At 57.3% G+C, this 12,171-nt stretch carries 13 protein-coding genes; 5 read left to right on the plus strand and 8 right to left on the minus strand.

All coding sequences use genetic code 11. The features are described from left to right. The first annotated feature begins 185 nt into the window (after nt 1–185). The gene (locus AC1DRN_RS08220) at nt 186–551 is read left to right on the plus strand and encodes a histone-like nucleoid-structuring protein, MvaT/MvaU family (protein WP_223463075.1); all 366 of its coding nucleotides are present in this window, start codon (nt 186–188) and stop codon (nt 549–551) included. 164 nt (nt 552–715) lie between these two features. On the opposite strand, the gene AC1DRN_RS08225 is transcribed toward AC1DRN_RS08220, so the two are convergent. Then, a complete protein-coding gene (locus AC1DRN_RS08225) occupies nt 716–1,234 on the minus strand; it encodes a DUF4946 domain-containing protein (RefSeq protein WP_223463074.1) in 519 nt (172 codons plus the stop codon). A gap of 144 nt (nt 1,235–1,378) precedes the next feature. Here AC1DRN_RS08225 and gloA point away from each other — a divergent pair, with 144 nt between their 5' ends. Further along, complete coding sequence (gloA, locus tag AC1DRN_RS08230; RefSeq protein ID WP_223463073.1) at nt 1,379–1,900, plus strand: lactoylglutathione lyase; 522 nt, start codon at nt 1,379–1,381, stop codon at nt 1,898–1,900. Nucleotides 1,901–2,092: 192 nt separating this feature from the next. On the opposite strand, the gene ahpF is transcribed toward gloA, so the two are convergent. From ahpF to AC1DRN_RS08245, 3 genes are all read right to left on the minus strand, one after another. After that, complete coding sequence (gene ahpF, locus AC1DRN_RS08235) at nt 2,093–3,655, minus strand: alkyl hydroperoxide reductase subunit F (protein ID WP_223463072.1); 1,563 nt, start codon at nt 3,653–3,655, stop codon at nt 2,093–2,095. A 127-nt stretch (nt 3,656–3,782) separates the two neighbouring features. Further along, nucleotides 3,783–4,346 carry an alkyl hydroperoxide reductase subunit C gene (gene ahpC, locus AC1DRN_RS08240; protein ID WP_007975937.1) on the minus strand — a complete coding sequence of 188 codons (564 nt, stop codon included), beginning with the start codon at nt 4,344–4,346 and terminating at the stop codon, nt 3,783–3,785. Between the two features lie 406 nt (nt 4,347–4,752). Further along, nucleotides 4,753–5,691 carry a site-specific integrase gene (locus AC1DRN_RS08245; RefSeq protein ID WP_223463071.1) on the minus strand — a complete coding sequence of 313 codons (939 nt, stop codon included), beginning with the start codon at nt 5,689–5,691 and terminating at the stop codon, nt 4,753–4,755. 179 nt (nt 5,692–5,870) lie between these two features. On the opposite strand from AC1DRN_RS08245, the gene AC1DRN_RS08250 reads away from it, so the two are divergent. After that, on the plus strand, nt 5,871–6,881 hold the full coding sequence (locus AC1DRN_RS08250; RefSeq protein WP_223463070.1) for a DNA-binding protein: 1,011 nt from the start codon (nt 5,871–5,873) through the stop codon (nt 6,879–6,881). Here the strand turns inward: AC1DRN_RS08250 and gorA are convergent. The 3 genes from gorA to galU all read right to left on the minus strand — a co-directional run bounded on the left by gorA (nt 6,878) and on the right by galU (nt 11,033). After that, nucleotides 6,878–8,236, minus strand: coding sequence for a glutathione-disulfide reductase (gorA, locus tag AC1DRN_RS08255; protein WP_457265958.1), 1,359 nt, complete (start codon nt 8,234–8,236; stop codon nt 6,878–6,880). The two genes, AC1DRN_RS08250 and gorA, sit on opposite strands and share 4 nt — an antisense overlap. A gap of 107 nt (nt 8,237–8,343) precedes the next feature. Beyond that, entirely contained in the window at nt 8,344–9,804 is a 1,461-nt protein-coding gene (locus tag AC1DRN_RS08260; RefSeq protein ID WP_457265957.1) for an MFS transporter, read from the minus strand. Nucleotides 9,805–10,193: 389 nt separating this feature from the next. Next, on the minus strand, nt 10,194–11,033 hold the full coding sequence (galU, locus tag AC1DRN_RS08265) for a UTP--glucose-1-phosphate uridylyltransferase GalU (RefSeq protein ID WP_093220174.1): 840 nt from the start codon (nt 11,031–11,033) through the stop codon (nt 10,194–10,196). A 272-nt stretch (nt 11,034–11,305) separates the two neighbouring features. Here galU and AC1DRN_RS08270 point away from each other — a divergent pair, with 272 nt between their 5' ends. Both AC1DRN_RS08270 and AC1DRN_RS08275 read left to right on the plus strand, forming a co-directional pair. Continuing rightward, a complete protein-coding gene (locus tag AC1DRN_RS08270; protein ID WP_223463728.1) occupies nt 11,306–11,494 on the plus strand; it encodes a hypothetical protein in 189 nt (62 codons plus the stop codon). Nucleotides 11,495–11,631: 137 nt separating this feature from the next. Beyond that, nucleotides 11,632–11,913 carry a hypothetical protein gene (locus AC1DRN_RS08275; RefSeq protein ID WP_223463727.1) on the plus strand — a complete coding sequence of 94 codons (282 nt, stop codon included), beginning with the start codon at nt 11,632–11,634 and terminating at the stop codon, nt 11,911–11,913. Between the two features lie 11 nt (nt 11,914–11,924). On the opposite strand, the gene AC1DRN_RS08280 is transcribed toward AC1DRN_RS08275, so the two are convergent. Beyond that, entirely contained in the window at nt 11,925–12,155 is a 231-nt protein-coding gene (locus AC1DRN_RS08280; protein ID WP_046038394.1) for a hypothetical protein, read from the minus strand. Nucleotides 12,156–12,171 lie beyond the last annotated feature (16 nt).

Here is a 12,171-nt window from a genome sequence, read left to right on the forward strand (position 1 = left end):
CAAAACACTACTGCCGTTACATGAAGAAAAAGACAGGATTTACTCTTGGCCAATTAACTACTACAATTTTACATGCCTGCGCAAAATTGACAGGTGAGCCACTATCACCGAGTCGCTACAAGGCTCTTGGCTTATAGCTTTGTTTGCGGTTGGTATCAGCCAAACACACTATTGGAGTAAAGATATTGTCCAGACTCGCTGAATTTCGTGCAGCCGAAAAGGCCCTTCAAGAACAGCTCAAGCAGTTGGAATCCCTGAAGAACGATGCCGGGCTCAAGAAAGAAATCGAATTCGAAGAGAAGCTCCAGGGCTTGATGAAATCCTATGGCAAGAGCCTGCGCGACATCATCGCCATTCTCGATCCCAACCCGGCAAAATCCGGATTGCTGCAGGCAGCAGCACCTAAAACCCGCCGCGCCCGAGTGGTCAAGGTTTATCAGAACCCGCATACCGGCGAGCTGATTGAAACCAAGGGCGGCAACCACCGCGGCCTGAAAGCCTGGAAAGAACAGTACGGTGCAGCCACCGTTGATTCCTGGCTGCGCGGCTAACTCTCGCGGCGACAAAAAAGCCCTGCTTATGCAGGGCTTTTTCATGGGTTATCTAATATGCCAGGGGCGGACACCCGTCAACTACCTGACTGCCACCAACTTTGTGCTTAATCCATTTGGATATCTAAAATTTTCTTCATGCATCGAAAAAGCACTGTCGCTTACTAAAGTTTCAAGCTGTTACGGGCCGCGTCTATTTCATCCTGGCTCGCCTTATAAGCCTCGGCCTGCCCGGCGTAGGAAAGAACATAGGCCTTATCGGCATCCACCGCGGCCACCAATGTTTGAGAAAGCACATGCCTGCCGTTTTGCGTGACGGTACAGGTTGTTTCCAGCGCGGCCAATCGACTCAGCGTAGTCGCATGAATTCGCGTGCAGACACTTTGATACCCGCCCTGAAAGAAGTCTTTTTGAACTGACTTGCGCATCTCCAGCAATACGCCTTCGAGGTTTACCTGGTGATCGCTTTGCACCGGACTCATGGTCAGTTCCATCACCATGAGCGGCGATCCATTCTGGTCATTTTTCACCGCCCGCTGGCGACTCACCCCCGACACCGATTCAGGCACGACTTCGACCTGCCAACCTTCCGGCCAGGTCACTACGGGCGCATCGGCACGCGCAGCGCCAGCCACCGAAAGCACGCTTAACAGAATGAACAGCAGTTTATGGAATCTAATCATTGCACTGGGCACTCACGGATCAAGCCGTAAAGTCTGGGCCCAGGCCGGCCGCCAGGCAATAGCCGACTGCTTGGGTTTGGTGATGTCCGAGCCCTTGCGTATCATTGTCGCCATTCGTTAGCCCACATATTTCCCGGAGGGCCCATGAGCCTGCACGAATTGAACACCTTCCCCGGCGTCACCGCCCAACCGGACGCCGCCACACAGAAGTTTGTCTTCAACCACACCATGCTGCGGGTCAAGGACATCACCAAGTCCCTGGATTTCTACACACGCATTCTGGGCTTTACCCTGGTGGAAAAACGCGACTTCCCGGAAGCCGAGTTCAGCCTGTATTTCCTGGCACTGGTCGACAAAAACCAGATCCCGGCCGATGCGGCCACGCGCACCGAGTGGATGAAATCGATACCCGGCATTCTGGAGCTGACCCACAACCACGGCACCGAGAACGATGCGGATTTCGCCTACCATAACGGCAACACCGACCCCCGCGGTTTCGGCCACATCTGCATCTCGGTACCGGACATCGTCGCCGCCTGCGAGCGCTTTGAAGCACTGGGCTGCGATTTCCAGAAACGCTTGAGCGATGGTCGTATGAAGAGCCTGGCGTTCATCAAGGACCCGGACGCCTACTGGGTCGAGATCATTCAGCCAGCACCGCTCTAAGCTTCACCGCAAATCCCCTGTGGGAGCGGGCTTGCCCGCGATGACGGCGGCACATTCAGCATTGATGGTGACTGGAGCACCGCCTTCGCGGGCAAGCCCGCTCCCACAGGAAAGCATTCCAGATTCAGGAATGTGAACGACACAAAAAACCCCACGATCACTCATGGGGTTTTGTGTTTTCAGCGCCAGGATTCATGCCGGGGCGGAAGTCCGGATCAAGTGATCGAAAGCGCTCAGGGAAGCCTTGGCGCCCTCGCCCACTGCGATCACGATCTGCTTGTACGGCACGGTGGTCACGTCGCCGGCGGCGAACACACCCGGTACCGACGTTTCACCACGAGCATCGACGATGATCTCGCCACGGGGTGACAACTCGATCGTACCTTTGAGCCAATCGGTGTTCGGCAACAAGCCGATCTGCACAAAGATCCCTTCCAGCTCCACACTGCGCAATTCGTCGCTCTGACGATCCTTGTAGCGCAGGCCGTTGACCTTCTGGCCGTCGCCGGTGACTTCAGTGGTTTGTGCACTGGTGATCACGGTGACGTTCGGCAGGCTGTGCAACTTGCGCTGCAATACCGCATCGGCGCGCAACTGCACGTCGAATTCCAGCAACGTGACATGGGACACGATACCGGCCAGGTCGATGGCCGCTTCAACGCCGGAGTTGCCGCCGCCAATCACTGCCACGCGCTTGCCCTTGAACAGCGGACCGTCGCAGTGCGGGCAGTACGCCACGCCTTTGTTGCGGTACTCCTGCTCGCCCGGGACGTTCATTTCACGCCACCGTGCACCGGTCGCCAGAATCACGGTTTTGGCTTTTAACGATGCGCCACTAGCGAAGTGGACTTCATGCAGTTCGCCGTTTTTGCCAGGAATCAGCTTGTCGGCGCGCTGCAGGTTCATGATGTCGACGTCGTACTGCTTGACGTGTTCTTCCAGGGCCACGGCCAGTTTCGGCCCTTCGGTTTCCTGCACCGAGATGAAGTTTTCGATGGCCATGGTGTCCAGCACCTGCCCACCAAAACGTTCCGCCGCGACACCGGTGCGAATGCCTTTACGGGCCGCGTAGATTGCCGCCGAGGCACCGGCCGGGCCACCACCGACCACCAGCACATCAAAAGCTTGCTTGGCACTGATTTTCTCGGCCTGGCGTTCGATGCCGCTGGTGTCGATTTTGGCGAGGATTTCTTCCAGGCCCATGCGGCCCTGACCGAAGTTCACGCCATTGAGGTAGATGCTCGGCACCGCCATGATCTGGCGCTCATCGACTTCAGCCTGGAACAGCGCACCGTCGATGGCGACGTGGCGAATCTTCGGATTCAGCACGGCCATCAGGTTCAGCGCCTGGACCACGTCCGGGCAGTTCTGGCAGGACAGCGAGAAGTAAGTCTCGAAGTTGAACTCACCTTCGAGCGAGCGGATCTGTTCGATCACTTCGGCACTGGCCTTCGAAGGGTGACCGCCGACTTGCAGCAAGGCCAGCACCAAGGACGTGAATTCGTGGCCCATCGGGATGCCGGCGAAACGCAGGCTGATATCGGCTCCCGGGCGATTGATCGAGAACGACGGCTTGCGTGCATCATCGCCGTTGTCGAGCAAGGTAATCCGGGTGGAAAGACTGGCAACGTCTTTCAACAGTTCGAGCATTTCCCGGGATTTCGCACCGTCGTCGAGGGAAGCAACGATCTCGATCGGCTGGGTGACCCGTTCCAGGTACGATTTCAACTGGGCTTTAAGATTGGTGTCCAACATACGGGCGATTTCCTTGAATTCTTGAGACAAAAAAACGCCCGAGCGAATCTTGCCCGGGCGTTTTTATTGGGCGGTGCAGCTTGCTTAGAAGGTGCGCAAGTGCGCCCTGATGAAGCGCGTCACAGACTTAGATCTTGCCGACCAGGTCCAGGGACGGCGCCAGAGTGGCCTCGCCTTCTTTCCACTTGGCCGGGCAAACCTGGCCTGGGTGAGCAGCGACGTACTGGGCAGCCTTGATTTTGCGCAGCAGCTCGGAAGCGTCACGACCTACACCGCCGTCGTTCAGTTCAACGATCTTGATCTGGCCTTCCGGGTTGATCACGAAGGTGCCACGGTCAGCCAGACCGGCTTCTTCGATCAGCACGTCGAAGTTGCGGGAGATGGCGTGGGTCGGGTCACCGATCATGGTGTACTGGATCTTGCCGATGGCTGGCGAAGTGTTGTGCCAGGCAGCGTGGGCAAAGTGGGTGTCGGTGGAAACGCTGTAGATCTCGACGCCCAGCTTCTGGAACGCGTCGTAGTTGTCGGCCAGGTCTTCCAGTTCGGTCGGGCAGACGAAAGTGAAGTCGGCCGGGTAGAAGAACACCACAGACCACTTGCCTTTCAGGTCGGCGTCCGAGACTTTTACGAAGTCGCCATTTTTGAATGCGTCAGCTTTGAACGGTTTAACTTGGCTGTTGATGATAGGCATCGTTGACTCTCCGTCATGGGTTAAGAAGTTGATGGAGAGAACTTTACCCACTCGACGGACGGTTGGCTCATTGGCAAACCTGATGCTGCTGATTGGCTTTCGCTATTAGCCAGCTGTATTAATAGAAGAAAACGGTATCTAGGGGGTGTTCTCAATTAGTTTCCCCTCCGCGTTGTCGCCTTAAAGCTGGCCAGGCAAGGCGTAGGCCGCTGGGAATGGTTGTTCCCTTTCCAAGGCCTGCAACGCAGCATGGCCAGCTTTAAGGCACAACCCGAAGGGCCGGGCCTGCTGTTGTGCAGGGCTGTGTTGCTCCAAGCTGATTTGGAATGACCAAACTGCGCTTCTCGCGCCTTGCCCTGCACAACAGCAGACCCGGCGCGGTGGGGAAACTAATTGAGAACACCCCCTAGGGTGACACGGGCTTTTCCGTGATGCGCGCCATGCCGAGGAACGGACTGGCTTCGATGTAACGCATGGCCGACTTCATGTCCTTCCAGCCCACATAGCTCATCAGCGACTTCAAATCCCAGCCACTCTGATGCGCCCAGGTCGCAAAACCGCGACGCAAGGAGTGACTGGTGTAAAGCTCGCCAGCGATACCCGCCCGCGCCAACGCCTGGCGCAATAACGGAATCACGCTGTTGGCGTGCAATCCTTCCCCGCCCAAATGCCCCCAGCGGTCTATGCCCCGGAACACCGGTCCGCGCACCAGTGCCGCCTCGGTAATCCAGTCGATATAGGCCTGCACCGGACACAACCGCTGCAAGGCCGGCGTTTGATAGGTCTTGCCGAGGTTATCGCGATCACTCTTGCTGCGCGGCAGATAGAGACTGATGCCGGAGCCGACGCTGGCCTGAACGTGTTCAACCTGGAGCCGGCACAACTCATCACTGCGAAAGCCGCGCCAGAAGCCCAGCAGGATCAACGCCATGTCGCGCCTGGCCCGCAGTAAACCCGGTCGGTCGCCTGCGGCCCTGGCGGTTTGCACTTCTAGCTCCAGACAACTGACCACCTGTTCCAGATGCCGAAGCTGCAAGGGTTCAGCCTGCTTCTCTTGGGCCGGATGCAGCGCACGAATACCCTTGAATACTTTGCGCACCACCGGCGCCTTGGTGGGATCGGCAAAGCCCTGACTGTTGTGCCACTGCGCCAGCGCCGAAAGCCGCAACTTGAGCGTATTGATCGACAACACCCCGGCATGCTCCACCAGATACCGCGCCACGCTGTCGCCGGTGGCCGGCAGAAAACCGCCCCACGTGACTTCGAAGTGTTCGATGGCCGCGCGATAGCTGCGGCGGGTGTTGTCGCGTGTCGCAGCCTGCAGGTAACGATCCAGCTCGGTCATGGGGGTCAACTCTTGAATTCATACCGTTTTGACGGGTCAAAAACCGGTACTTGGCGTATCACACGGGGTAATACCAGTATATCCCGCGTTAATAGCATTCAGTATTTAACTTTATGGATTGAATGGTACAATGTGTATTTACGTGGTACGTACCACATCATCAAAACCCGGGAGAACTCATGGCACGCGGCGGTGTAAATAAAGCGGTGGTTCAAGCCGCTCGGTTGGCGATCCTCGCCCGCGGCGAAAACCCCAGCATCGATGCAGTACGCATCGAGATGGGCAATACCGGCTCGAAAACCACGATCCATCGCTATCTCAAGGAGCTCGATGACAGGTTTGAACCTGTCGAAGCGCCGACAGAGCCGATTGACGACGAACTGATGGCGCTGGTGGCGCGGCTCGCACAACGACTCAAGGAGCAGGCGCAGGAACCTATCGATCAGGCGCGCACGCAGTACGAAGAACAACGCAAGTCGCTGGAACATCAGCTCGGCGAAGCGCAAGAGGCCAACAGCGAACTGCACCAGCAATACGAATTTCAGAGCCTGGCGCTGACTCAGGAGTCCGAGGCCCTGCACGAAACCCGCGCCATGCTGCAAACGGAGCAAACCCGCAACGCCGGACTGAACCAGGCGCTGGCCGATTTTGAATTGCGCTTGAGAGACAAGGACGAGCAGATCCGCTCCCTTGAAGAAAAACACCTGCACACTCGCGACGCACTGGAGCACTACCGCAATGCGGTCAAGGAACAGCGCGAACAGGAAATGAGTCGCCACGAAGGCCAGGTGCAACAGATACAGATGGAACTGCGCCAGGCACAACAAAGCGCACTGGTACGCCAGGATGAAATCACCCAGTTGCACCGTGACAATGAACGCTTGCTGACTGAAAACCGCGGCACGCTGCGCGAGCTGAGCCTGCTGCAAGAACAGCTCAAGCAAAGCAATAGCCGTCAGGATCAGTTGCTGGAACAGGCCACTCGCGTCGACGGCGAACGCACCCTCCTCCAGGAACGCCTGCGTGTTGCCCTGCTGGAAAGCCAGGCACTCAAACAGAACGTCGATGAGCAGTCGCAGCTCAACAAGTCACTGGAAATGGATCTGGCCAAGACCCGGGTGGATCTCGAAGAGCGCGTACGTCTGGCCGCGACCCTTGCGGCAGCGGCAGACGCAGCGAAGGACGATTAACCGGCGACCGGCGTACGCATGGTGACGAACTCTTCGGCGGCCGTCGGATGCACCCCGATGGTTTCGTCGAAGTCGCGCTTGGTGGCGCCGGCCTTCAAGGCAATCGCCAGGCCCTGGACGATTTCACCGGCGTCCGGGCCGACCATGTGACAACCCAAAACCTTGTCGGTCCTGGCGTCCACCACCAGCTTCATCAGCGTGCGCTCCTGGCATTCAGTCAGGGTCAGCTTCATCGGCCGGAAGCGGCTTTCGAAGACCTGCACGTCGTGGCCGGCTTCGCGGGCCTCTTCTTCGGTCAGACCGACAGTGCCGATGTTTGGCAGGCTGAACACCGCCGTCGGGATCATCTTGTAATCCACCGGACGATACTGCTCTGGCTTGAACAGGCGCCGTGCAACCGCCATGCCTTCAGCCAGCGCCACCGGTGTCAGCTGAACACGACCGATCACATCCCCCAGCGCCAGGATCGACGGCTCGGCGGTCTGATACAGCTCATCGACCTCGACAAAGCCTTTCCTGTCGAGTTTGACCCCGGTGTTTTCCAGCCCGAGATTGTCCAGCATCGGACGACGGCCTGTGGCGTAGAACACGCAATCAGCTTCCAGTTGGCGACCATCCTTGAGCGTGACCTTCAGGCTGCCATCGGCCTGCTTGTCGATGCGCTCGATGTCCGCATTGAATTGCAGGTCCATGCCGCGCTTGGTCAACTCTTCCTGCAAATGTTTGCGCACGGATCCGTCGAAACCGCGCAGGAACAGTTCACCGCGATACAGCAGCGTGGTCTGCGCACCGAGGCCATGGAAGATCCCGGCGAACTCGACCGCAATGTAGCCACCGCCCACCACCAACACGCGCTTGGGCAGCTCTTTGAGGAAGAACGCCTGGTTGGAACTGATGGCATGCTCGCGCCCCGGGATCTCCGGAATCTGCGGCCAGCCGCCGGTAGCGATCAGGATGTTTTTGGCGCTAAAGCGCTCGCCATTGATCTCGACCTGATGCGGATCGACGATCTTCGCGTGGCCTTCATGCAAGGTCACACCGCTGTTGACCAGCAGGTTGCGATAAATGCCATTGAGGCGATTGATCTCACGATCCTTGTTGGCGATCAGCGTCGCCCAGTCGAACTGCGCTTCATCCAGGCTCCAGCCAAAACCGGATGCCTGCTCGAAGTCTTCGGCAAAGTGCGCACCGTAGACCAGCAATTTTTTCGGCACGCAGCCGACGTTCACACAGGTCCCGCCCAGGTAGCGGCTCTCGGCCACGGCCACTTTCGCGCCGAACCCGGCGGCAAACCGCGCAGCCCGCACACCGCCGGAACCGGCACCAATCACATAAAGGTCAAAATCGTAGGCCATTTTCAATCTCCTCGGCAGGCCAACAGCATACCTGCGGACGGCCGCTGAGCAAGCATTGTGCTGAAATGCTCAGGCCGTGCGATGCGCGGCCCAATCTTCGTTTTCGATCAATGCCCCTCTGCGGATTGCGTTTTCGGTGCCCGCAGAGTGCGCAAAGCAATCAAAATCGCCATGAGTGCCAAGCCGAACGTCACCCACGAAACCAAACCGATCCCACCTTCGAATGCCCTTCCCGCCTGCGCCATCAATTCCCTTGCTTGATCCCCCGACAAGTCTGCCGCCACATGATAGGCGCCAGATAGCGTCTCACTCGCCAGCATCATCTGCACTTCGCTCAGGAACCCCGGAAGCTGCAATGCGCCGCGATAGTAGGCGGTGACGACACCGCCGAGCACTGTCGCCCCCAAAACTACGCCCACTTCATAGGCCGTTTCGCTAATGGCCGACGCGGCGCCCGCCTTTGCCGGTGGTGCGGCTGACAAAATCACATCATTGGACACCGTCGCGATCGCGCCCACGCCAATGTTCAGCAAGGCAAAAGCCACCACTAGAACGGTCAGGCTACTGCCCATGCTGGCGACCAGCAAAAACGCCGCTCCAGCAAACGCCATCAAAATCGGTATCAGCACATGCACCTGTAATCGCCGTGCGACAGGCACGACCGCCATCCCCACTACAATCGCCATGACCTGACCAGGAATCAACGCGAGGCTAGCACTCAAGGGCGACATCTGAAGAACGATCTGCAGGAACTGAGTGGCAAAGAATACGAAACCGACGAGAAACGCGAGACTCATCAAATTGATCGCGACAGAGCCGCTAAAGGTGCCACTGCGGAACAGGCTCAGATCCATCAGCGGCACAGGCAGACGTAACTGTCGACACACAAACATCCAGCCCGCAACTGCGCCTACTGCAAATGCTGTCAGCGCCATCCAGTCGATACCATTACTGGCGCTGTGTTTAATGCCATAAACAATGGCACCAAGGGCTACCATCGATTGCAGGATGCTAATTGGATCCAACGGTCCTGCAGCATCTCGCTCGGACTCGGGCAACAACAGTGGCCCCAACACCAGCAGTGGCACCAACACGGGCACCGCCAACAGGAAAATCGACCCCCAACTGAAGAATTCCAGCAACACCCCACCCACCAAAGGACCGAGTGCCGAGCCGACCGTCAACGTCGTTGCCCAGATCGCGACTGCCAGTCTGCGTTCTTCTCGGTCCTCGAACACCGAACGTATCAACGCCAGCGTTGAGGGCATCAGCATTGCACCGAAAACACCCATACAAGCCCGCCCGGCAATCAGTTGCGTGGCGGTATCGGAATGCGCGGTTAGCACCGACACAATCGCAAAACCCAAGGACCCGGCCAGCAACAACTTACGATGACCGACTCGATCCCCCAGACTACCCATCGACACCAGCAACCCCGCCAATACCAGCGAATAAGCATCGATCATCCACAACTGCTGGCTAGCACTCGGACGCAGGGCCTCGGCAATTTTTGGTAATGCGAATCCAAGCACCGTATTGTCAATTGTTACCAGCAGTACAGGTAGCATCAGGACGCTTAGAGCCAACCACCGTTTTAGAGTCACGCTTCCTGTTATCGCCACTCACGAAACTCCATTTCCTCATAAAACCCCAGCGACTTTAAGCGCGCCCTTGAAGTGACATCAGTCACGCCGAGCAAACCGGCTCTGGTGTATCCCATTTAATACAGAGGGTTTTAGCCGCAACAATCATCGTTTGCCCCTGCAATTAACAAATCAGGATGTTCTTTCACAAATTCTGCCGATGGATGTCAGACGATACCTACGTCTCGCCCCTGCGTACCTGAGCCCCGCACAAAAGCAAACGCCCCGAACGAAGTCGGGGCGTTTGCTTGATTCCTCACCTGTGTTTTTTACACAGAGCGAAGTTCGATTTCCAACACGAGCAACTCAGGCTATCAGTAAGCCTTGCCCGTCTTGTAGAAGTTCTCGAAGCAGAAGTTGGTTGCGTCGATGTAGCCTTCGGCGCCACCGCAGTCGAAACGCTTGCCCTTGAACTTGTAGGCAATCACGCAACCATCCTGCGCCTGTTTCATCAGGGCGTCAGTGATCTGGATCTCGCCACCTTTGCCTGGATCGGTTTGTTCGATCAGGCTGAAGATGTCCGGCGTCATGATGTAACGACCGATGATCGCCAGGTTCGACGGGGCATCTTCCGGCTTTGGCTTCTCGACCATGTTGCGCACGCGGTACAGGTCATCACCAATCAGGTCGCCGGCAATCACACCGTATTTGCTGGTTTCTTGCGGGTCGACTTCCATGATCGCGACGATGGTGCAGCGATACTGTTTGTACAGCTTGACCATCTGCTTCAGTACGCCGTCACCTTCCAGGTTGACGCACAGGTCGTCCGCCAGCACCACGGCGAACGGCTCGTCGCCGATCAGTGGTCGACCGGTCAGGATCGCATGACCCAAACCTTTCATTTCAGTCTGGCGAGTGTAGGAGAACGAGCACTCATCCAACAGGCGGCGGATGCCGACCAGGTATTTTTCCTTGTCGGTGCCCTTGATCTGGTTTTCCAGCTCGTAGCTGATGTCGAAGTGGTCTTCCAGGGCGCGCTTGCCGCGACCGGTGACGATGGAGATTTCGTTCAAGCCAGCGTCCAGTGCTTCTTCAACGCCGTACTGGATCAGTGGCTTGTTCACCACCGGCAGCATTTCTTTGGGCATGGCTTTAGTCGCTGGCAGGAAGCGAGTGCCGTAGCCGGCTGCTGGGAACAAGCATTTCTTGATCATATAAGTCCTTGTAAGGGCTGTGCGTGTACGAGTTTCGGCGCAGTCTAATCAGGCGGCGTGCACCTTACAATGCCCCCGCGCTGGCCAACCGATGCCAACATAGAGAAATAATCTTGCCGATAGTTCCCTGCGCAAGCCCTTATGCATAGCAGAGACTTGCGCAATTGCACGGCATTCAACCGCCCGGAACGAACCACCATACGCCCATCGGCACCCGTTGAGTGCGTTTGGCGGTATCATGGCGCGATTGAACCAGACAACGAGGCAAATAGATGTCGGCAGAAAAAAGCGTCAACGGATTCCTGATCAATCAGGTGAAAGACGGTCAATGGTGGGTAGCCAGTGTCGCCGGTGAAAATATCGCCGGACCTTTCCCTTCCGAATCCCTGGCAATCGAAGTGGCCTCGGTGCTGGAGCTTGAGCACCCGGAGCCCAAGCGACGCGGCAAGGACAAGAGCTGATCGACGTCCAATGCGAAAAGCCCTGCCACTGCGCAGGGCTTTTTTATGAATGCATGCAATAACGTGGCCTTTGGCTATAACCTTTTGCCTGCGACGCTGTCTCAGCCTTAGCCCACCCCCCTGATGATGATCAAGCCATGAACAAAATTTTGCCTTTGCTAGCAGTATTGGCCCTGAGCGGCTGCGCAACGTCGAAAGAAACCTACCTGGGTAACGGAGAGCAAGGCCTGTCGATTGATTGCTCCGGGGAAGCCAACTCCTGGGCTGCATGTTACGAAAAGGCCGATGCGTCCTGTGCAGGCACCGGCTACAAGATTGTCGGAACCGATGGCACGCCCTCGCTCAAGGAGAGCGACAAGACCCTCGGCGCCGACATCGGCAACTACAAGAGCCGCAATGTCGTAGTGATCTGCAAGTAAGGCGCCGCGCCCTACAGATGTATCTCAGCGAATTTGATGCCAAGCCCGCGCACGGTATCGATCAGATCATCAAGGCGACTGAAAGACTCGACTTCATCATTGTCATCCACCAGGAAATAGCTGCGCCCGGCGCTTTTCTTGAAAAACACGATCCATTCCCCCAGCTCCGCCGGATTCTGAATCACATGAGTGGCAGAGATTAAACCCTCTGCATGGCGCTCCCGGACCTGCTCTCGCTTCATAGGCGACTCCATAAAT

This window comes from Pseudomonas sp. P5_B3 (genome assembly GCF_056400405.1).

What these genes read in the sequence shown, in the direction of transcription:
- AC1DRN_RS08225 (WP_223463074.1), bottom strand. Translation starts at nt 1,234, where the DNA reads ATGATTAGATTCCATAAACTGCTGTTCATTCTGTTAAGCGTGCTTTCG.
- gloA (WP_223463073.1), top strand. Translation starts at nt 1,379, where the DNA reads ATGAGCCTGCACGAATTGAACACCTTCCCCGGCGTCACCGCCCAACCG.
- ahpF (WP_223463072.1), bottom strand. Translation starts at nt 3,655, where the DNA reads ATGTTGGACACCAATCTTAAAGCCCAGTTGAAATCGTACCTGGAACGG.
- ahpC (WP_007975937.1), bottom strand. Translation starts at nt 4,346, where the DNA reads ATGCCTATCATCAACAGCCAAGTTAAACCGTTCAAAGCTGACGCATTC.
- AC1DRN_RS08245 (WP_223463071.1), bottom strand. Translation starts at nt 5,691, where the DNA reads ATGACCGAGCTGGATCGTTACCTGCAGGCTGCGACACGCGACAACACC.
- AC1DRN_RS08250 (WP_223463070.1), top strand. Translation starts at nt 5,871, where the DNA reads ATGGCACGCGGCGGTGTAAATAAAGCGGTGGTTCAAGCCGCTCGGTTG.
- gorA (WP_457265958.1), bottom strand. Translation starts at nt 8,236, where the DNA reads ATGGCCTACGATTTTGACCTTTATGTGATTGGTGCCGGTTCCGGCGGT.
- AC1DRN_RS08260 (WP_457265957.1), bottom strand. Translation starts at nt 9,804, where the DNA reads ATGCTACCTGTACTGCTGGTAACAATTGACAATACGGTGCTTGGATTC.
- galU (WP_093220174.1), bottom strand. Translation starts at nt 11,033, where the DNA reads ATGATCAAGAAATGCTTGTTCCCAGCAGCCGGCTACGGCACTCGCTTC.
- AC1DRN_RS08270 (WP_223463728.1), top strand. Translation starts at nt 11,306, where the DNA reads ATGTCGGCAGAAAAAAGCGTCAACGGATTCCTGATCAATCAGGTGAAA.
- AC1DRN_RS08275 (WP_223463727.1), top strand. Translation starts at nt 11,632, where the DNA reads ATGAACAAAATTTTGCCTTTGCTAGCAGTATTGGCCCTGAGCGGCTGC.
- AC1DRN_RS08280 (WP_046038394.1), bottom strand. Translation starts at nt 12,155, where the DNA reads ATGAAGCGAGAGCAGGTCCGGGAGCGCCATGCAGAGGGTTTAATCTCT.